This is a genomic window from Paenibacillus xylanexedens (genome assembly GCF_017874615.1).
In the GTDB taxonomy this organism is placed as follows: domain Bacteria; phylum Bacillota; class Bacilli; order Paenibacillales; family Paenibacillaceae; genus Paenibacillus; species Paenibacillus xylanexedens.
Genome location: NZ_JAGIKV010000011.1, coordinates 99,917 through 120,346 on the forward strand (window position 1 = coordinate 99,917; position 20,430 = coordinate 120,346).

General features: G+C 43.1%; 18 protein-coding genes, 1 pseudogene and 1 riboswitch. Of the genes and pseudogenes, 1 reads left to right on the top strand and 18 read right to left on the bottom strand.

Annotation, left to right across the window (positions count from 1 at the left end; all coding sequences use genetic code 11):
• Positions 1 to 75: 75 nt before the first annotated feature.
• From J2Z28_RS16070 to J2Z28_RS16090, 5 genes and pseudogenes are all read right to left on the bottom strand, one after another.
• Entirely contained in the window at positions 76 to 390 is a 315-nt protein-coding gene (locus tag J2Z28_RS16070) for a DMT family transporter (RefSeq protein ID WP_211083237.1), read from the bottom strand.
• Positions 390 to 728 (bottom strand): DMT family transporter, encoded by a 339-nt coding sequence (locus J2Z28_RS16075; protein ID WP_036608190.1) that lies wholly within the window; start codon positions 726 to 728, stop codon positions 390 to 392. Before J2Z28_RS16075 ends, J2Z28_RS16070 begins: the two co-directional genes overlap by 1 nt.
• Before the next feature lie 102 nt (positions 729 to 830).
• A riboswitch (guanidine-I (ykkC/yxkD leader) is annotated at positions 831 to 931 on the bottom strand.
• Positions 932 to 1,000: 69 nt separating this feature from the next.
• Positions 1,001 to 1,630: a pentapeptide repeat-containing protein gene (locus tag J2Z28_RS16080; RefSeq protein ID WP_211083238.1), complete on the bottom strand. Its 630-nt coding sequence runs from the start codon at positions 1,628 to 1,630 to the stop codon at positions 1,001 to 1,003.
• A complete protein-coding gene (locus J2Z28_RS16085) occupies positions 1,627 to 2,406 on the bottom strand; it encodes a class I SAM-dependent methyltransferase (RefSeq protein WP_211083239.1) in 780 nt (259 codons plus the stop codon). Before J2Z28_RS16085 ends, J2Z28_RS16080 begins: the two co-directional genes overlap by 4 nt.
• Positions 2,407 to 2,593: 187 nt before the next feature.
• Positions 2,594 to 2,806 (bottom strand): annotated as a pseudogene (locus J2Z28_RS16090) (aldo/keto reductase); the annotation flags it as partial.
• Between the two features lie 347 nt (positions 2,807 to 3,153).
• Here J2Z28_RS16090 and J2Z28_RS16095 point away from each other — a divergent pair.
• On the top strand, positions 3,154 to 3,474 hold the full coding sequence (locus J2Z28_RS16095) for an AraC family transcriptional regulator (protein WP_342357510.1): 321 nt from the start codon (positions 3,154 to 3,156) through the stop codon (positions 3,472 to 3,474).
• Positions 3,475 to 3,554: 80 nt separating this feature from the next.
• Here the strand turns inward: J2Z28_RS16095 and J2Z28_RS16100 are convergent, their stop codons facing one another.
• The 13 genes from J2Z28_RS16100 to J2Z28_RS16160 form a co-directional block, all read right to left on the bottom strand.
• Positions 3,555 to 4,634 carry a threonine aldolase family protein gene (locus J2Z28_RS16100; protein WP_211083241.1) on the bottom strand — a complete coding sequence of 360 codons (1,080 nt, stop codon included), beginning with the start codon at positions 4,632 to 4,634 and terminating at the stop codon, positions 3,555 to 3,557.
• Positions 4,631 to 5,053: a MarR family winged helix-turn-helix transcriptional regulator gene (locus J2Z28_RS16105; protein WP_036670809.1), complete on the bottom strand. Its 423-nt coding sequence runs from the start codon at positions 5,051 to 5,053 to the stop codon at positions 4,631 to 4,633. Before J2Z28_RS16105 ends, J2Z28_RS16100 begins: the two co-directional genes overlap by 4 nt.
• Before the next feature lie 457 nt (positions 5,054 to 5,510).
• The gene (locus J2Z28_RS16110) at positions 5,511 to 7,229 is read right to left on the bottom strand and encodes an ABC transporter ATP-binding protein (protein ID WP_211083242.1); all 1,719 of its coding nucleotides are present in this window, start codon (positions 7,227 to 7,229) and stop codon (positions 5,511 to 5,513) included.
• A gap of 2 nt (positions 7,230 to 7,231) precedes the next feature.
• Entirely contained in the window at positions 7,232 to 7,600 is a 369-nt protein-coding gene (locus tag J2Z28_RS16115; RefSeq protein ID WP_211083243.1) for a hypothetical protein, read from the bottom strand.
• A 175-nt stretch (positions 7,601 to 7,775) separates the two neighbouring features.
• Positions 7,776 to 8,717, bottom strand: coding sequence for an alpha/beta hydrolase (locus tag J2Z28_RS16120; RefSeq protein ID WP_211083244.1), 942 nt, complete (start codon positions 8,715 to 8,717; stop codon positions 7,776 to 7,778).
• Positions 8,718 to 8,774: 57 nt separating this feature from the next.
• On the bottom strand, positions 8,775 to 10,901 hold the full coding sequence (locus tag J2Z28_RS16125) for a serine hydrolase domain-containing protein (protein WP_211083303.1): 2,127 nt from the start codon (positions 10,899 to 10,901) through the stop codon (positions 8,775 to 8,777).
• 195 nt (positions 10,902 to 11,096) lie between these two features.
• Entirely contained in the window at positions 11,097 to 12,458 is a 1,362-nt protein-coding gene (locus tag J2Z28_RS16130) for a sensor histidine kinase (RefSeq protein WP_211083245.1), read from the bottom strand.
• Positions 12,455 to 13,129, bottom strand: coding sequence for a response regulator transcription factor (locus tag J2Z28_RS16135; RefSeq protein ID WP_047842858.1), 675 nt, complete (start codon positions 13,127 to 13,129; stop codon positions 12,455 to 12,457). The genes J2Z28_RS16130 and J2Z28_RS16135 overlap by 4 nt, the downstream gene beginning before the upstream one ends.
• 281 nt (positions 13,130 to 13,410) lie before the next feature.
• A complete protein-coding gene (locus J2Z28_RS16140; RefSeq protein WP_211083246.1) occupies positions 13,411 to 15,498 on the bottom strand; it encodes a serine hydrolase domain-containing protein in 2,088 nt (695 codons plus the stop codon).
• A 35-nt stretch (positions 15,499 to 15,533) separates the two neighbouring features.
• Positions 15,534 to 16,988 carry an alpha/beta hydrolase family protein gene (locus J2Z28_RS16145; protein WP_211083247.1) on the bottom strand — a complete coding sequence of 485 codons (1,455 nt, stop codon included), beginning with the start codon at positions 16,986 to 16,988 and terminating at the stop codon, positions 15,534 to 15,536.
• Positions 16,989 to 17,115: 127 nt separating this feature from the next.
• Complete coding sequence (locus J2Z28_RS16150) at positions 17,116 to 18,096, bottom strand: alpha/beta hydrolase (protein WP_211083248.1); 981 nt, start codon at positions 18,094 to 18,096, stop codon at positions 17,116 to 17,118.
• Between the two features lie 225 nt (positions 18,097 to 18,321).
• Entirely contained in the window at positions 18,322 to 19,692 is a 1,371-nt protein-coding gene (locus J2Z28_RS16155; RefSeq protein WP_211083249.1) for a sensor histidine kinase, read from the bottom strand.
• The gene (locus tag J2Z28_RS16160; RefSeq protein ID WP_017688634.1) at positions 19,689 to 20,363 is read right to left on the bottom strand and encodes a response regulator transcription factor; all 675 of its coding nucleotides are present in this window, start codon (positions 20,361 to 20,363) and stop codon (positions 19,689 to 19,691) included. The genes J2Z28_RS16155 and J2Z28_RS16160 overlap by 4 nt, the downstream gene beginning before the upstream one ends.
• Between the last annotated feature and the right edge of the window lie 67 nt (positions 20,364 to 20,430).

The following is a 20,430-nucleotide window of genomic DNA, read 5'->3' on the forward strand; positions in this document are numbered from 1 at the left end:
TTTTATTTCACACGTAACATATAAGGATACCATTAAAAACGTAATTTGTACATTATCTTTTTAAAATCACTTTGTTTAACTGACCAATTTAAGACCAACTGCCGATCCGAGCACCATAGCGATAAACAGAATTCTTAGGGCATTTCGAGGTTCTCCATAAAACACCATACCCAGAATGGCACCGCCGGAGGCTCCGATTCCCGTCCATATGGCATATGCTGTCCCCATCGGAAGAGTTTCCATTGCAATGGACAGGAACAGGAAGCTCAAACCAAACCCGCCTACCAATAGAACCAGTGAAATGAGATTACGGTCTTTGTGCAACTTGTTTATCATAAGCACTCCGATCATCTCAAATATACCTGCCAAGATAAGAAATACCCAGTTCATTATAGCTGCACCTCCTTATTCTTCTCTTTGCTCAGCATTTTAAGACCAATCACGCCGAGTAAAAGTACACCAATGAGTACCATTTTTCCGGTTTGAACAGTCGCATTAAACAGAACAATCTCTGCAAGTACCGTGCCAGCGGTACCCAGGCCAACGAATACGGCATATACGGTTCCCACAGGCAGTGTCCGCGAAGCTGCAATCATCAAGGAGAAACTAATGATAATTGCAACCAACGTAAACCCCCATTCCAGCAGACCACTGGCATGTTTCAATCCAATGACCCAACCCACTTCAAACAAAGCAGCAATCACAACCGACATCCACGTTTTATTCATTCTTGTAACACTCCTTCTCTACTACATTTTTTTGTACAGCCCGTAAGGTTCATTAGCGTAAAAACAAAAAAAGCCCGGGAAACAAACTGCATGTAGCAGTTCATCTCCCAGGCTTTTATCCCTCCGTGGCACAACCAACAGGTTGCGGGTTTTCTCTCGGACCAGACCGACACATACATCGCGGAACCCTAGAAAACCTGTTTTATTCTAATGTGTCTCCAATTATACACACTTCCACTATCTTGGCAACCCCTTATGTGTGATCACGCAATTTATTTGATAATCAAACCCATTAATCCTACAAATGTAGCGGCTTGATGTGGTGAAATCACACAACCGTTGAGATCTTCCATGGTCAGCACCAAGGAGTCAAATTCGCAATCGCTGAGATCCAAATCTTTCATTTTAGTTCCCGTTAAGGAAGCTTGGTCGATTTTACATTGACTGAACTCCATTTTTTGCAGTGCCAGATAGGCAAAGTCCGCACCAATCAAGGTACTTTCCGAGAAGGAGACCTGTTTCAGATGGGCAAAACGGAAATTGCTGTAGTCGCCTAGACCATGAAGGAAACTGACATTTTGCAAACGGCTATTGGAAAAATCCGTTCCGACAAACTTGCAATTATGCCATTCGATCCGGTGCATGAAGGCACCAGAGAGATTGACATTGGAGAAGTCACAGTGTTCGAACCGGACATCGGTGAACTCAAATTGTTCCAAGGTAGACTCCGAGATGGTCACATGTCTAAATACAACATTTTCAAAGGAAACCTTACTCGCTTCCTGTTGATCCAATGTAATATTCTCGATCAGTTTGTGTTTGTACTCCACTTTGGATTCCAGGAATGCAATCGTTTCCGGTTCGAGCAACTGCTCCTGAATCTTGGGTTTGTCCATTTTCATATCGTATTCCCCGATTCCTTAATAGCTACGACTCGCAGTCGGCTTCTGTCCAGATACCACTGTCCATCCCGCATCAGTTGTGGCTGTACTTTTTTCTCAACTGCTTCCATAATAACATCCTGTTCCGCAGCTGTGATACCAATGAATAAATACTCCGCGAAGCTGGTCAACCACTTTCTGGCACCTGGCTTGAACGGGGTAAATTGATCCACATGCTGAGCCAGACTAACTCGAAATCCGTGTTGCTCCAGAAGATTAGTATATTCGCCATTGGTCGGGTGATACCACGGATTCCGTCCTTCCCATTTGTATCCACGGGCATCCAGTTCTTCCTGTACCGCTGTAATTAATATAGCTGTGTTACCATTTGCAGCAAACTCAGCCACGAATCGCCCGCCCCTCTTGAGCGCTAACTGTATTGATCGTACTACAGCTGGAGCATCCTTTATCCAATGCAGAACGGCATGAGAGAAGACCGCATCAAACGGTTCTTCTGTCCGATAATGACAAGCATTTGCTACTTGAATATTCATATCAGGATATCTCTGTTTAGCTTGCCTAATCGTCTCTTCTGAAAAATCTATACCTGTTGGCAGCGCTCCTGCGGCTGCAATTTTGGCTGTCATCTCCCCATTGCCACAACCCACATCAAGAATACGTTCACCTTTGGATGGCTGGAGCAAGGATAAGATAGGTGTTTCCTGTAACGTAGCAAAAGGAGCGGAATGACCACTCGATGATTCGTTCGCTTGACCGGATGAATGTCTGTTATTCATAGATTATAATCTCCTTCTCAATTAAGGATCTAATGTATCCATAATAACTTCAATATAAGAGAACTGTCAATTCACTCATCAGATCACTATAAAAAAAGCCGCCGAATGGCGACTTTAACATTAAGAATTCGAATCAACTGAGATTTCCTGTTACAGGATGTGGTACATACGCTTCTTCGAGGAAACTGATCTCTTCCACAGTCAGCTTTACAGAAAGGGCTGCTATTGCATCCTCCAGATGATGAATTTTGTTCGCCAGGACAATCTCATCCCGACGAGCAAAGTCCTTCAATGCACGCCCAACAATTTCCTCACTGGTTCCATCCGAATAGAAATTGGCCGTATCGAAGAAATTAATACCAGCATCCAATGCTTTCTGGATGAACGGTCGACTCTGCTCATTTCACACTCTCCTTGAATTTGTTCTGTGAATGGATGTTGTCTCGACCTCTTCGATAACTAGCTCTAACCAGCATGTGAAGTATATCTCTCGATGTACGGAATTTTCTTCGAACTTGATCTGTGATTCGAGCCTGTCAATCAAAATTTGCCTCACATGGTTTGATAACCACTTCATCACCTTGTTCACCCAACTTTTCAAATAAACTTTAATCGCTTGGCTCTGTTAACATACTCTTAGTATGCCGAGTCATGGACTGCAAGCGGTATATCAATCGTCTTAATTGATTGCCTGATCCTCTCAGGCCCCTTTTTGGTTCTATACGGTAAGCTTTATAATATTACCTGATTGCTTCCATGAATCTCCCGGTCATCGGGCAGATTATCAAAGCATCCGCCGATGCACCCTACTTAAGTCTTAAGCTCGAATTCACACTGAACCAAATTCTCGAAGTATTGAACGAATGCAATATCAAGGTAACATTCAACGAGAACGCCAGACGAGCCATGTTTGTAGGTCAGATGGAATCGTCCATTCAGGACGCTGTACTCCGACTTGTTCGATTGCTGAAAACGCCGGGAGAGATTCCGTTTCTAGCTCCGTTGTATTCACTCTCTATCTCACAACTATCACACCAAAGGCAAACCAAAAAAGGACAACCACAATGAGTTGTCCTTTGTTCAGTATCAGAATTCTGCGTATTTATGAGAAGGAAATCGGAACTGTTCTCCTTAATTTTTGAACAAAATTAGACCAATGCTTCGACCCGCTCTGGCACGTGGATCTCTTCGTGCAATAATTGAGCGATTTCACGAGTCAGTGCATCCACATTCTCTTGACGAGTTGCCCAGCTGGTGCAGAATCGCACCGCACTGTGTGTAGCGTCAACCTTTTCCCAGAAGGAGAAGGTATAACCGCTGCGTAATTTCTCAAGCAAACGATCAGGCAGAATCGGAAACTGCTGGTTGGTTGGTGAATCGTACAGGAAGCGTACCCCCTGCTGTTCAAGTGAATCATGAATTCTCAAAGCCATATCTACGGCATGGCGAGAAATATCGAGATACAGACCGTCTTCAAACAACGTTTCAAATTGGATACCCAACAGTCTGCCTTTGGCAAGCAGGCCACCTTTTTGTTTGATCATATAACGAAAATCCGGTTTCAGCGCATCATTCAAGATGACAACCGCCTCTCCCATCAATGCGCCAATCTTGGTTCCCCCGATGTAAAATACATCGCACAAGCGTGCAAGATCAGCAAGTGTCATATCGCAATCGCGTGAAGCGAGTGCATATCCAAGACGTGCTCCATCCACGAAAAACGGAAGACCACATGCTCTGCTCACTGTATGCAATGCTTGCAGTTCTGCCTTGCTGTACATCGTTCCATTCTCCGTTGGCTGGGATATGTAGACCATGCCTGGTTGCACACAATGTTCCGGTGACGACTCATTCATATGCGCATCGTAGACGGCTCTAACCTGCTCAGGCGTGATCTTTCCGTCCTCGCTTGGAACTGTAAGCACCTTATGTCCCGTAGCTTCAATAGCTCCCGTCTCATGAACCGCAATATGTCCCGTGGTCGCAGCAATCACACCTTGATAAGGACGCAAAATAGATGCAATCACCGTTGTATTCGTCTGTGTACCGCCAACCAAGAAATGAACATCAGCTTGCTCATTGTCACAGGCCTGACGAATAAGCATTCTCGCCCGTTCGCAATGCTCATCCGTGCCATACCCGCTCGTCTGTTCCATATTAGTTTCCATCAGTCTTTGTAAAATTCGTTCATGCGCACCTTCGTTATAATCACATTCAAATCGTATCATCGTGTGGTCTCTCCTGCCTTCTTGTTCAACTTCTCTTGTATGTTCATCATGGAGGTGTATACCTCTTGAATCTCTTCTTCATTCAATTCTTGCATCAGCTTCAGGATCTGTTGATCGGATCGATCATTCAATTGGGCATACAGTTCCTCACCCTTGGCTGTCAGACGAATCAGACTGACCCGGCTGTCGGCCGCAGAATCCACTTTCACCAGCAGTCCTTCCTTGGACAGCTTGTTCACAATTCGGCTCATATAACTGCGATCAATGGTAAGTGTATCTACCAGATTGTTCGCAATACTCTCTCCCCGAATTCCAATCTCAATAATGACCCGCACTTCTGCAAACGAATACCCTGTCCCGAGAATATGCTTATCGAGTACACCAAGTATGTTGGTATAAAAACGGTTAAAACGTCGCATGTCAGCCAGTATATCTGGATTTATGTACTGAGAGTCGATGTCAAACCCTCCTTTTTAGTGGACATTGTCAACATTATAATAATCACGTTAGTGGACGTTGTCAACATTATATTTTGCATAGCATTTTATAACTTCATTTTTAATATCCATTCAATAAAAAAAGCCGCGCATATGCACGGCAAGGTTTACTTGATTTAGATACTTGATCCAGATACTTAGTCAGCCACTTAAGTTTCTATATAAATTGAACTAAACATTTACACAAAACGGAGAGGACAGAAAAAACCTGAAGAAGCGAAGCGTTCGCCTACAAGCTTTCTGCAAGAAAGCTAAATCGGAAGCATACGCTATCCCCGGATTTCCCCCTTTCTAGAAGGAATCAAAAAATCTGGGGATAACAGCGATCGGAAGGTTGTTCTGTCATCGGAATATCCAGTGTAAATTCAATTTATATGGATTAAGAGTGACTATATTGCACCTGATGAAGACGGCTGTATATGCCTCCAGCGGCGACCAATTCCTCATGGTTGCCCTGCTCAGCGATACCATCTGTGTTTACTACGATAATTCGATCTGCATTCTTGATAGTTGTCAGTCTGTGTGCAATCACAAGTGTAGTTCTACCCACCGACAACTCTGCGAGTGATTGCTGGATCAGTGCTTCCGTTTCCGTATCCAGCGCGGAGGTTGCCTCATCCAGAATAAGAATAGGCGGATTTTTCAAGAACATACGAGCAATAGATAACCGTTGCTTCTGTCCTCCGGATAGCTTGACTCCACGCTCGCCAATGACCGTATCCATGCCATCAGGTAACGTGAGAATCAGTTCCTCCAATGAGGCACGACGGGCGGCATCCCAGATTTGTTCATCCGTTGCACTCAGATCACCATAGGCAATATTCTCCTTAATGGTACCCGAGAACAAAAATACATCCTGTTGAACGATTCCGATATGCTTGCGCAAGGATTGAAGCTTAACGTTACGAATGTCGACGCCATCCACAGTGATACGTCCCTCTTCTACCTCGTAGAATCGGGGCAGCAGGCTGCAGATCGTCGTTTTGCCTGCACCCGAAGGACCAACAAAAGCAACCGTTTCCCCTGGTCGAACAGACAGACTGATATCACTTAGAATACGCCGACTGGATTCATATCCGAACGAGACGTTCTCGAAGCGAATATCACCCTTCACACTTTCGAATTCAACGGCGTTTTTGCTATCCGCAATCTCAGGTTCTGTATCAATGATCTCCAGATAACGCTTGAAACCAGCGATACCCTTTGGATAACTTTCTATGACGGCATTGATTTTCTCAATCGGGCGGAAGAAGATATTGGACAGAAGCAGGAAGGCCATAAAGTCACCCATATTGATTCTGCCATCGATATAAAACCAGGCTCCACTGATCATGACAAACACCGTAACCAGTCGCATCATCATATAACTGACCGAGATACTTTTCGCCATCGTTTTGTAGGCAAGCAGTTTGGTGTTACGGAAATTCTGATTGTCCACCGCAAAAAGTTCTTTCTCATGTTCTTCGTTGGCGAACGATTGCACAACACGCATACCGCCGACGTTATCCTCAATGCGCGCATTGAAATTGCCGACGTCTCCGAAGAGTCGCCGATACGTCTTTGTCATGCGGCCACCAAATACGATAATGACCCAAGCCATAATTGGGATAATGATAAAGGTAAGCAGCGCAAGCTCCAGATTAATGTTAGCCATCAACCAGAACGATCCGATTAATGTCATTACTGCGATGAATACATCTTCAGGTCCATGGTGAGCAACCTCGCCGATGTCGTTCAGATCATTCGTAAGATGACCAATTAAGTGGCCTGTTTTACGATTATCAAAGAAACGAAAGGACAGCTTCTGCAAGTGAGCGAACATCTTCTCACGCATGTTGGTCTCAATGTTAATGCCCAGCATATGTCCCCAATATGTAACGACATAGTTCAATACGGTATTAAGTGCATAGATGGATAACAGCACAACACAGGCAAGCATAATGAGAGGCCAATCCTGACCTGGCAACAATTCATTAATGAATTTGCTGACGGCAAGAGGGAAAGCCAACTCCAGAAGACCTGCGAGTACAGCGCATCCAAAATCAATCAAAAACAGTTTTTTATAGGGACGATAATACGAAAAAAAACGACGAATCATACTTATTCACTCTCCAGATCCTTATTGGGGTTTACATCTTCATTTTGCAGCTCGAATAGATGGATATACTCGTCGATGACCTGATCAATAGCTTTTAACTCCCCACTGATCATCGGGCGAATATGTTCGTACTCCTCCTGTCCAAGTTGTCGGACAAGCGTTGTTCTCCGATTCTGCATTTGTTCCAGAAATACAAGAATTCGGCCGCGACGGAATGTTTGTGCACCACGGCCCCGTTTTCCCTCATGTTCACCATGACCTCTTCCACGTCTGGAACGCTCACCACGTTGCTCATTGTCACTCATATCACGTCTCGGACGCTCTCCTTGATGTACACTTCCATCCATTTCTTCAATATGACGATCTCTCATTTGTGCCACCCCCATTACGTGTATACATATGTATACGACGCATTTATGTATACGATTGTATACGCGACAAAAAGAAGTGTCAACCTAAATTTTCCAATAGATAACGAAGTATGTATGTTCACCATCTGCTTAACAGAAAAAAGCCGCGATTTCGCGGCTTCTTTTGTTGGCGACACTATTTTATCTCACTCATAAACTTTCTATATTCTTGAACCATTTCTTTGGATCGGGTGTGATGCAAATAATGTTCTCCCTCAAATGTCATCACTTTTCCATGTACAGAATCTTTGACTTGCTCTTCATGTAATGGTATCCATCCTTCCGTTTCGGTATCATTCGCTTGTAAGAAGAAAATCACAGGAAGATCTTTGGGGAAGGACAAGTTCTCAGCTGCTTTGAAATTAGGACCAAAGTTTTCGCCTTCATTCAGGTTGTTCGAATTAAACGTATTTTTGAGTGAAAGTATTCTAATTTGTTCTCTGGTCTCATCATCAACATCGGGTGCAATCAGTTGATCAGGGGCCAGTTTCATTAACAATCGGTAGAATCCTGATTTTTTAAGCAGTTTGTACGTTTCGGTTGGAAATGGATCATCATTACCTCCCTGCGTTGGGACACTGCTCTCAATTCCGACAAATGAACTTACTTCGTTTGGATATTTGTTCACATAATCCAGGCCGTATATCCCTGAAATGGAGTGAGCCATGAGCGTGTAATTATGAATACCAAGTTGCTGTAACGCTTCATGAATTTCACTAACCATATTTTCAGTGGTACGCTCTTTTTCAGTAATGTCACTTAACCCATAACCGAAAGGCTCAATGACAACGACTTTGTAAAATGGAGATAGCTCATCGATAAGCGGTTTGAAATCAAGGGCTGGGGCAGGTGTTCCGTATCCAGGAAGCAATACCACCGTTTCTTTGCCTGTTCCTTGAATCAACACATTCATGTTTTTCCCGTCAACTGCTACAAACTGACCATAGGGTTTTATTTTCCCTTCTTCCGATTTGTTGCTAAATACATTAACAATAAAAACAGTGGCAATAAATAATGCAAAAGCGATAACGATGGCTCCGAATATTTTGAGCAAAATGATTAATATTTTTTTCATCATGATGGTTCTCTCCTGTTGAGTTCGTTTGGTGTTCAGCCGTTTGGAAATCCATTCATTTTATTTTTTTAATGAAATTTCGAATTTGGAACCAACCTCACCTGCAAATACAATACGGCCGTTTTCTGGTAAAACAACATTATTCTTACCGCTGACCACGGTGTGATTAATACAAATTCCGGTCTGGTCATAGACAGCAAAGGCTCCCTTTGCAGGCATCTTCACTGTCATGACTTTTCCTTTCGCAGTCGCTGGTACAGAAAACCATTTGGAATATCCATCTGCTTGAATGGTTGTTGCGGATCGTTTACCCGAATAGATTGGTTTCACCATTTCCTCACTGGCGTATACATAACCTGAAAATGTAAGATACTCTCCTCCGTTCTTTTTGGAGAAATGAACGTCCATCGTATCACGTCCGGCAGTACCCGGAATCTGCAATTGATTGGCTGCTTCGTTGGCTCCAATAATCTTATTATTGGACATATACCCCGGATTCTCTTTATTCAACTGAATAGGCAGGATCGATGTAGCATTAAGATAGAGCATTGATGTGTATTTCTCATTCACCAGATAATATTTTTTACCATCGCGCTTTGCCCATGCAGCGTTAATCTCCTTGGATAATTTATTGGCTTCAAGCTTCTCCCCATTATATTCTGAGAAAGCCAGCTGTCCGAGTCCTGGAACGGATATATAAGATCGTGACCACAAGTAGGTTTTCCCATTTTTCTCCACAACGAATTTCAACTTGTCTGTACCTTCGTTATTAACAAAAGTACCATCTGCTGTATATGTGTATTCTTGAGCCGGATTACTCGGAGCTGTAAGTGAAGATACAGTCATTTTTCCAGCCGTATTTATTTTGATCTTCATAACCGAATTATTGCCGCCATATATACCTGCATATTTGGATACTCCTTTAGGCATATTTGCCTTCACAGGTACGCCAAATGATTTTTCTGGCTTCCGTTGTGTAATGATGTCCTTTTCCTCAAGTGCGCTGAGTAATAATTCATTCGCAATGAAATTATTGGTTAAGCTTGACCCGCCTGAAGAGATAACGGCTGCAGCCATATTGTATTCCGGAAGTACCACTAATGAAGACTGATAAGATAACGTATCTCCACCTTTCATAACGGCCTTAATGCCGTACTCGTTGAATGGGAACAAGTTCACACTATCCCACCCCAACCCGTAAGACATCAGCGTATCGCTATCCTCTGGCCACATGCCTCTTTTATACTCTTCTTGCGCCATAGCTTCTACAGACTTACTGGAAAGAATACCATCAACTTCTCCCGTGAAGATTCTTGAAAATTTGACCAGATCTTCAGCGGTGGAATATAGACCTCCAGTACCGATGATATTATAATTCTCTTTTGGAAGTGGTCCCTCATAAAAAGGGGAATAGATTGCCGCCATGTCTGACGGATTAACCACATCCTGTGGTGTTTTGGTATGTTTCATATCCAAAGGCTCCGTGAAATACTTGTGTATAAATGCGGTATAACCAATGCCGCTCACTCTTTCGACCAGAATCTCAGCTAACGTAAAGCCATCGTTGCTGTAGACTGAGTATGCACCGGGATCTGCCTTCAGGTTTTGATTCGCCAATTGCTCCAGAAACGTATCATGTGAATACGTGTCATTATCTCCGTACAAGGTGGCATTGCTGGTTGAGGTGCCCAGAAGACCGGAGGAATGATTCAGCAACATACGGGGTGTAATCTGTTTGTATCGGGTATCTTTCATTTTAAAGTCAGGCATATAGTTCACAACAGGCGCATCCAAATCAATCTTGCCTTCGTCAACCAGCTTCATTACAGCGGCTGTAAGCATCATTTTACTGGTTGAACCAATGCCATAGACGGCGTTCGAAGTAAGAGGTAGCTTGTCGTTTATATCGTTCTTGCCCGTTTGACCGGACACCACAATCTCTCCACCATCGATGAGCGCATATTGCAGACTCGTCGTACCATATGTCTCGGTCAGTAATTTGGCTTTTTCGATCACGGCTTTCTTTGTTGTCTCATACGTAAGGTTGCTGTTGTTCATGGGAGCCGGTGCGGCCATTGCAGACATTGGGGCAAGTATCGTCAGCATGAGAGTCACAGCAGCTATAGTATTTCTCTTTCTTGCTCTCCTCACACTCATCTTCAGTTTTGTTACCTCTCTTAGTTTCATTCTTGCATCTACTCCTGTCTTCATCATTGTGTTAAGCCACCTTAACGTGGCCGCTAAAGACAATATAACAAACCAAGATGTCCCCCTAATGACTGCAGCATGAACGGAGGATGAACAGGCAAAAAAAGTTTGCATCATCATACGCAAGGAGGTTTATACAGGGTGTTTATAACCTAGTGAAAGCATGAAATCCAATCACTCTGTGGGTGTTGTGATTGGCAAGATGACTATGAAGGTCGTTCCTCGTCCATATTCGCTCTCCACCCGGATGTCCCCTTGATGAAGCGAGACGATCTGCTTTACAATAGCTAGTCCCATACCGCTTCCTTCATATTTCTGACTGTGGGAACGATCAGCTTTAAAGAAGCGGTCAAATATACGCTTTTGGTCTTCCGGGAGAATACCAATACCCGAATCCGTTATGCGGATCGTCACGTTCTTGATATTCTGTTTGATCCTGATGCTAATTCGGGCACCATCTTCGGAAAATTTGATGGCATTGCCGAAGATATTGATCCACACCTGATTTAACTGGTCATGATCGACCGTGATTTTGGTGGGCTGCAAATCAAGATCAAACTGAATGTTACGGGCCGACCATTGGGGTTGAATAGCGACGATTACTTGTCTGATCTGTTCATCCAGACTGAGCGTGGCGAGCCGCATTTGCAATGATTGAGATTCAAGCAAACTCAGCTTTAGCAGACTATCACTTATTTTGGACATTCGTGCAGTTTCAGTGATGATAATATCGAGATAATCGCTTCTTTCGTCATCCGGGAGGTCTACCTGCTTGAGCGCTATAGCAAAACCGGAAATGGAAGTGAGTGGAGACTGAACTTCATGGGACACGTTTGCTACGAATTCCCTGCGCATCTGCTCAAGCTGCTTTAGATCGTGCATCATTTCTTCGAAACTACGAGCCAGAGTACCTATCTCACCCTTTTGTTTAATATTAAGCTTGACATTGAAATCTCCGGCAGCTATAAGCCGGGTCGCTTCTGTCAATTTTTTGATCGGTCTCACCAGAAACATAGCCGCAATTAGTATCAATAGGCTCCCTGCTATTAACGAACAAATCATAAAAGTTAAAACAAACTTGATAAGAAATGAGGTGGAAGAGGAAGTGAGGGGCTCTACAAACATTGCTACGCTTCCCATTTCAGTTTTTATCGGCAATCCCAAGGAGAACGTATCGATCCCATTGACTTGGACGCTTTCCCCATCCAGCACTTTCTTCACTTGTTCTGTCGTCACTAGGAAAGGATGTTGTCCTTTAAGTTCTCCATAGGATTGGAATTGATCCGTTGCTTTATAGATTCGAATGTGATAGGAATTGAGTTGTTTCATTTCACTTATTAACATTTCTGCTTCATGTAACGGCAATGTCTCGTAGATGCGGACGATATCCTGGCCAAAGTCAAGCAAGGAGCCTTGTAAGTTTTCGTTTAATTTATCTTGAAATATCCAGGTTGTAGCAAGAAAAGAAAGGATTATGCCCCCGATCACAGAGACCAGAAAGGTCAGGACAACGCGTGTATACAAGGAACCGATCACTCCTGCACCTCAAGCCGGTAGCCAAGCCCGCGCACCGTTTCAATACGAAAATCGGAGATAGCCGCAAAACGTTCGCGTAGACGTTTAATATGCACGTCTATCGTTCGATCATCGCCAGTATAATTAATCCCCCAAACTTGCTGGATTATTTGCTCCCGCGTATAGACTTGTCCCGGTAATCCAGCAAGCTTATACAATAATTCGAACTCCTTAAGCGGCAAGGTGAACGACTCTGTACCCCTCATGACCTTATAAGTCTGCCGGTTCAGGATGACGTTGCCTAACTGGATGGTCTGCGTTAAACCTATACGGTATCGTTTCAACAGTGCCTTTACGCGAGCCATCAACTCAAGCGGATCGAATGGCTTCGTCATATAGTCATCTGTCCCAAGCTGAAATGCTTGTACTTTCTCCCAGGTCTCGTTTCTTGCCGTCAACATTAGTAACGGAAGATCCGGATTGGCTCTTCGAAGTTCCTCACATAATGCCCAACCGTCCATGACCGGCATCATAATATCAAGAATGACCAAATCGACTGGCGTGGAGGTATAGATAGCCAGGGCTTCCTTTCCGTCTGCGGCGTTTATGGTTGTAAATCCGTCGTTGCGCAAAAATAAACAGACAAGTTTGCGAATGTTCGCATCGTCGTCAGCAACCAATATCGTAGGCATCGTTTCCACTCTCCTAAAAAAGAATAATTCTTCAGTTGAGCAAGAGCGAAGAATTCTAACTGAAGTGACAAACTAATTATAGTTAAATTGAACAAAAGCAGCCGATTACTTTGATCGGCTGCCTTCTTAGTTTCGTTAAATTAACGTATCCCGTTAGCTCAATCATATGAACTCTGAGATAAACATTGGTGTAAAGTGCATTCTTAGTGATATCCTCTTTGCTTGAAGCGTAATAAATACTCACCCCTATACCTTCAGCATGCTACCTTACTAGAACTCGTCTATTTCAATGAAATTTCGAACTTGGAACCAACCTCACCTGCAAATACAATGCGGCCGTTCTCTGGTAAAACAACCTCATTCTCACCGCTGACTACGGTGTGATTAATACAAATACCCTTCTGATCATATACAGCAAAGGCGCCATTTGCAGGCATTTCCACCGTCATGACTTTTCCCTTCACCGCTGCCGGTATCGAAAACCATCTGGCATATCCATCTGCTTGAATCGTTACTAGAGATTGTTTACCCGAATAAAGTGGTTGTACCATTTCCTCACTGGCGTATATGCTACCAACGGCTGTAATGTACTCTACTCCGTTCTTTTCAGCAAAATAAATCTCCTTTGTATCACGTCCAGCCAGGCCAGGGATTTGCAGCTCAGTGACTGCTTCGTTTGCTCCAATAATCTTATTATTGGATATATACCCTGGGGTCTCTTTGTCCAAATGAATAGGGAGAATTGGTGCCGAATTGAGATAAACCGTTGATGTATATTTCTCATTCAGCAGGTAATATTTTTTACCTTCACGCTGCTCCCATGAGGCCGTTATATCCTGGGATAATTCATTAGCTTCCAGCTTCTCCATTTTATATTCGGAGAAAGCCAATTGTCCAAGTCCTGGCAAGGATATATAAGATTGATACCACAGATAAGTCCTTCCATTCTTCTCCTTAACAAATTTCAACTTTTCCGTGCCTTCATCGTTAACAAAAGTGCCATCTGCTGTATAGGTGTATTTTTGAGCCGGATCACTTGGAGCTGAAGGTGTGGATACAGTCATTTGTCCAGCAGTATTCATTTCGATCTTCTTAACTGAATTATTGCCGCCATATATACCTGCATTCGTGGCTATTTCTTTAGGTATATCTGCCTTCACAGGCACACCAAACGATTTTTCCGGCTTCCGTTCTGTGATGATCCCCTTTTTCTCAAGTGCGCTGAGTAATAATTCACTCGCAATGAACTGATCTTTGGCACTTGTCCCACCTGATGAGGTAACGGCTGCAGCCAGATTATATTCCGGCAGTACGACTAATGATGAGTGATACGATATGGTATCTCCACCTTTTGTTACTGCCTTGATACCGTATTCACTGAATGGGTACAGATTTACACTATCCCACCCTAAACCGTAAGATATAGACGTATCGCCATCCTCTGGCCACATGCCTTTTTTGTACTCTTCTTGCGCCATGGCTTCTACAGACTTATCGGTAAGAATGCCTTGGACCTCTCCCGTGAAGATTTGTGAAAACTTCGCAAGATCTTCAGCGGTGGAATAGATGCCTCCAGTAGCGATAACATTATAATTCTCTTGTGGAAGCTGACCCTCATACAATGGAGAATAGATTCCCGCCATTGCTGCCGTGTCAACCACATCCTGTGGTGTTTTGGTATGTTTCATGTCCAAAGGTTCCGTAAAATATTGGTGTATAAAAGCTGTAAAACTCATGCCGCTAACACGTTCAACCATAATCTCGGATAACGTAAAACCATCGTTACTATACACCGAAAACGCGCCGGGATCTGCCTTCAGGTTTTGACTCGCCAATTGGTTCAGAAACGTATCATGTGAGTACGTATCATTATCCCCGTACAATGTGGCATTACTGCCCGTGCCTCCCAGCAGACCGGAAGAATGATTCAACAGCATGCGTGGTGTGATTTGTTTGTAGCGATGATCTTTCATCTGAAAATCAGGTATATAGTTCACAACAGGCAGGTCCAAATCCACCTTGCCTTCTTCAACTAACTTCATAACAGAAGCTGTGAGGAACATTTTACTCGTTGATCCTATGCCATAGATCGTATCCGGCGTAAGAGGCACCTTGTTGTTTTTATCGTTTTTACCCGTCTGACCGGACACCACAATCTCGCCACCATCGATAAGGGCATATTGCAGGCTTGTGATTCCATGCTTCTCGGTGAGTAACTTGGCTTTCTCCATCACCGTTTTCTTGGTTGGTTCATACGTAAAATCACTGCTACTTGTAGCAGGCGCGCCCATTGCAGACATTGGAGCTAACATTGTTAATGCCAGCGTTAACAGGGCGATTGAAGTGCGTTTTCCCTTTTGTCGTCCCATTCACATCATCTCCTGAATTTTAAGTGTTTTGGTAATTAGAGTTCTTCTGGGTCTACAAATTCCACCTCCGGATACAAGTCGTTTGGTCCCTGAATCAGATCTCCACCTGTTTCTTTCAATTGCTTGTTAAAGAAATCGAGTACATATTGATTTACGATGTTTGCTCCTCTTTTACCATTGATATCTCCTGTGATACCGGACAGTTTAACCAGCTCTGAATAGAACTGAAGGTCCGTGAAATTGAAGTGTTGGGTTCCTTCTATATAGATCACATTTCCCCCATGATTGATAACATTTTTCATAATGTGTAGCTCATCTGAAAGAAATTTGGTTACTTCATCATCCGAATTTCTATCCATTTCAAAATTGGCTAACCAGTCTTCAAAACTTCCTGATCGGATGAACATAAACGGCTTGTTTATATCATCTCTATTTTCCACTTCATATAGTGACCCATCCATATTAACCCCGGCCTTGATTCTCTGATCTAAATACGTTGCATTAAATGCGGTTGCACCCCCAAAAGAATGCCCCATCGCGCCGATGTGATCTAGATCGATTTTTCCTTTAAACTGACTTTCGATTGCACCTGAATTCAGCTTTTCGATTTGATCGATTACAAACTTCACGTCTTTCGTCCATATATCCCCTGTTTTTGTACGTTCATCTAGTGTAGTCGTACTTTTTTTGTAATCCGTTACACGGCCATCTGGAAAAAGAGTAGCAAAGGTGCTATACGTATGATCGATGGTGACCACGATATACCCATGACTGGCCAGATTCTCGGCCTGTGATGCTTGAAGAACTCTACTGGTTCCCATACCATGAGATAGCAGCACCACGGGATAAGGACTTGTAGAAGGTAATATTTCTACATTTTCATAAGAGTTGGTTTGACTATACTTCAAGTAGTCGAGCAAAAATTCGGGCAGTTTTAAAGAATTAGAGAAGCTCTGAATATACTTTTTGAACATTTCTTTATTATTTGGAAACAGCGTGTCACGCTTGTTATTATTGCTGTTTTCAGTTGGGTACCAAACTTGAACCATTAGTTCTCTCTTATCGCTTTGATCTTCAGTGAAGATTTCGTCTCTGTTCTGATCTGTTAAATGAAATGTTTGAGTACCCACCTTCTCTGGACCATCAAGCTTCGGCAGATTAAAAACAGGTAAGTATACAGACAAGACGGTAGAACCAACAAGCAGAATGACAATTAAGGAAGATAAACTATATTTCAAGAACTTCCCTATTTTTAGATTCATCATCTTTTCGGAATGTCTGAATAAAACGATGATTATGAATAGAGCCGTCATGATATATACCAAAAGCAACTGCCATCTGTATCCCTCAACAAACAATTGAACTAATAATATAACGCTACTTCCTATACCCAAACCCAAGCCTATTTTCTTTGCACTTCTTTTAATAAATAGTAGGTCTATGAGTAACGCGAAACAGGATAGAACTAACAGTATCTCAAATAATCTCAATTGAATTCCTCTCTCTCATCACGGCAACGGCCAAATTAATCTATTATGGAAAAACCGCCCCACAGGACGGTTCTTCATATTCGTTTATACATATCTGTGAACTCACGAGTGAACTTTTACAAGAGCGTTACTTCGCTTCGTTCATGAATGCTCTAACATCTTCAGCTATTTCTTTAGATAACGTATGGTGCAAGTAATGTTCGCCATCCATTGTGATTACTTTTCCATGTACCGAGTCTTTGATCTGTTCTTCGTGCAAAGGTATCCATCCTTTTACGCCAGTATTATTCGCCTGTATAAGGAAAAGAAGTGGAAGGTCTTTAGGGAAGGTTAAACCTTGAGCTTCTTTAAAATTGGAAGCAATATGACCCATCTCATTCAAAGTCGTGGAACTGTTCGAGTTTTTATTCGACAGCATGTTCATCTGCTCTACGGTATGTTCATCAAATGCGAGACCAGCATAGGGGTCACCACTAAATTTGACCACCAATCTTTGGAGACCTGATTTTTTAAGGAAATTGAACATTTTCACAGGTAATTTAGCATCCATACCCGGTTGTGTTGGAACACTGCTATCAATTCCGACGAATGCAGTTACCTCATCCGGATATTTGTTCACATAATCAATGCCGTAAATGCCTGCAATGGAGTGTCCCATCAGCATGTATTTGTCAATATTAAGCTGCTGTAGAGCTTCATGAATTTCACTTACGATATTCTCTGTGGTTCTCTCTTTTTCCGTTGCATCACTTAAGCCATAACCGAAAGGCTCCACCGCTACAACTTTGTAATATGGAGATAACTCGTCGATGAGAAGCTTAAAATCAAGCGCTGGTGCAGCTGTTCCGAAACCTGGAATTAGCACGATCGTTTCTTTGCCTTCACCTTGAATGAGCACATTCATATTTTTCCCGTCTACGGATACATGTTGACCGTAAGACTCTATCTTTTTTGCCTCTGAATTGCTACTGATCACATTCGTAATATAAACAATACCTAGAAACAGAATAATGGCGATTACGATTGCCCCTAATATTTTTAGTATAATGTTTCGTATTTTCTTGGACCTTGATCCATTCTTTTCTTTCTTTTCCTCTGTTTGTGTCACTGTCATCTTCTCCTGTCTTGAACTGTTGGTTAGGCTGCGTCATTGCCGTTAATGAAATCTTAACGAATGAAGATGTACTCCCTGTGACGGCAATATGAACTGAATATGAACAAGCAAAAAAAATGTCATATGTAACATACAAGGAAGCTTGCATGTTACATATGACATGAACATTCGGTTTAGATAATCCGATGGATATTCTATTCATTGGCCTATCCTGCGAGCCTAACTATCCATTGGTGTACTGATTGGCAACGTGACAAAAAAGGTCGTTCCTTGACCAGGTTCACTTTCCACCTGGATGTCTCCCTGATGAAGCGATACGATCTGTTTAACGATAGCGAGTCCCATCCCACTCCCGTCATATTTACGACTGTGGGAACGATCCGCTTTGAAAAAGCGCTCGAATATACGCTTCTGATCTTCAAGGGGAATACCAATGCCCGTGTCGGATATTCGGACAGTCACATTTTTGATATCCTGTTTGATACTGACACTAATCACGCCACCATCTTCAGAGAACTTGATGCCATTGCTGAGGATATTCGTCCATACCTGATTTAACTGGTCGTGATCTGCAGTAACTTTAACCGCCTGCAAATCAAGCTCAAAATGAATGCTGCGAGCAGACCATTGCGGCTGGAGCGCCACAATGACCCGCCTGATCTGTTCATCAAGGCTTAATGTGATGAGTTTCAGTTGCTGTGACTGCGATTCAAGCAAACTCAATTTGAGCAGGCTATCACTCATTTTGGACATTCGCTTCGCTTCAGCGATGATAATGTCCAGATAACGGCTTCGTTCGTGATCTGAGAGATTTACTTGCTTCAGTGCCGAAGCGTAACCGGATATCGAGGTGAGCGGAGACTGAACCTCATGTGAAACATTTGTAACGAATTCCCTGCGCATCTGCTCCAACTGCTGAAGATCATGCATCATTTCTTCAAAGCTGCGGGCCAACGTACCAATCTCAGTCGTTTGTTTAATGTTCAGCTTCACGTTGAAATCTCCAGCTGCAATCCGTTTGGTCGCTTTGGTCAATTTCTTGATCGGTCTAACCAGATATACAGAAGCAACCACAATCAACAAGCTTCCTACAATCAACGAACAGCTTGCAAAAATAAAGCCAAACTGAACCACAAAAGAGGCTGAGGGCGGTGAGAGTGTTTCTAGAAACATCGCTCTTGTACCCATTTCCGTCTTGATCGGTAGCCCCAAAAGAACGGTAGCGATACCTTTAGGTGTGTCCTGCACAACCCCCCCGTTTAACACCTTCTTGAGTTGATCCGTCGATACGGGGGATGATTTATGTTCATTAAGCTTCCCATAAGACTGGAAATTGCCCGTTGCATCATAAATTCGAATATGATACGAATCAAGTTGTTTCATTCTACTAACGAATAATTCTGCTTCATCAGCAGGCAGCGTCTTATAAATCTGCACAACGTCCTGGCCAAAGTTGCGTATGTTAATTTGAGCATTTTCATTCAATTGATCTTCAAATATCCAGGTTGACATAAAAAAAGAAATGATCGTACCTGCGATGACAGAGACCAGAAAGGTCAGAACAACACGAATATATAAAGATCTGATCATTCATAGACCTCAAGTCTGTACCCTAGCCCACGCACCGTTTCAATCCGAAAATCAGGTGTAGTCGCGAATCGTTCGCGCAGGCGCTTAATATGCACGTCTATTGTTCGATCATCTCCGGCGTAGTCAATTCCCCATATCTGATCGATTAATTGCTCACGTGTATAGACTTGTCCTGGTGTTCCAGCAAGCTTATACAGCAATTCGAACTCCTTAAGTGGTAACGTAAGCGACTCTGTACCTCTCATCACCTTATACGTCTGACGGTCCAGAATGACGTTGCCAAACTGGATTGTGTGTGTGGAGCCGATTTTGTATCGTTTCAGTAATGCTCGGACACGAGCGGTCAGCTCTAATGGATCAAACGGTTTAGTCAAATAATCATCCGTACCCAGTTCGAATCCTTTCACCTTCTCCCAAGTCTCTCCTCTCGCCGTCAGCATGAGTAACGGGAGGTCGGGATTGGCTCTTCGGAGTTCTTTGCACAGTGCCCAACCATCCATGACAGGCATCATAATATCAAGGACGACCAGATCCACTGGAGTTTCGCCATATATAGTGAGAGCTTCCTTACCGTCCGCAGCTTCCACTGTTGTGAATCCATCGTTTTTGAGAAATAGACAGACGAGTTCACGAATGTTCGCATCGTCGTCTGCAACGAGTATAGTAGCCATATGTTTTTTCTGTCCTCTCCGTTACGTTTAAATGTATAGTTCAACTTATATAGTAAATAGTACAACA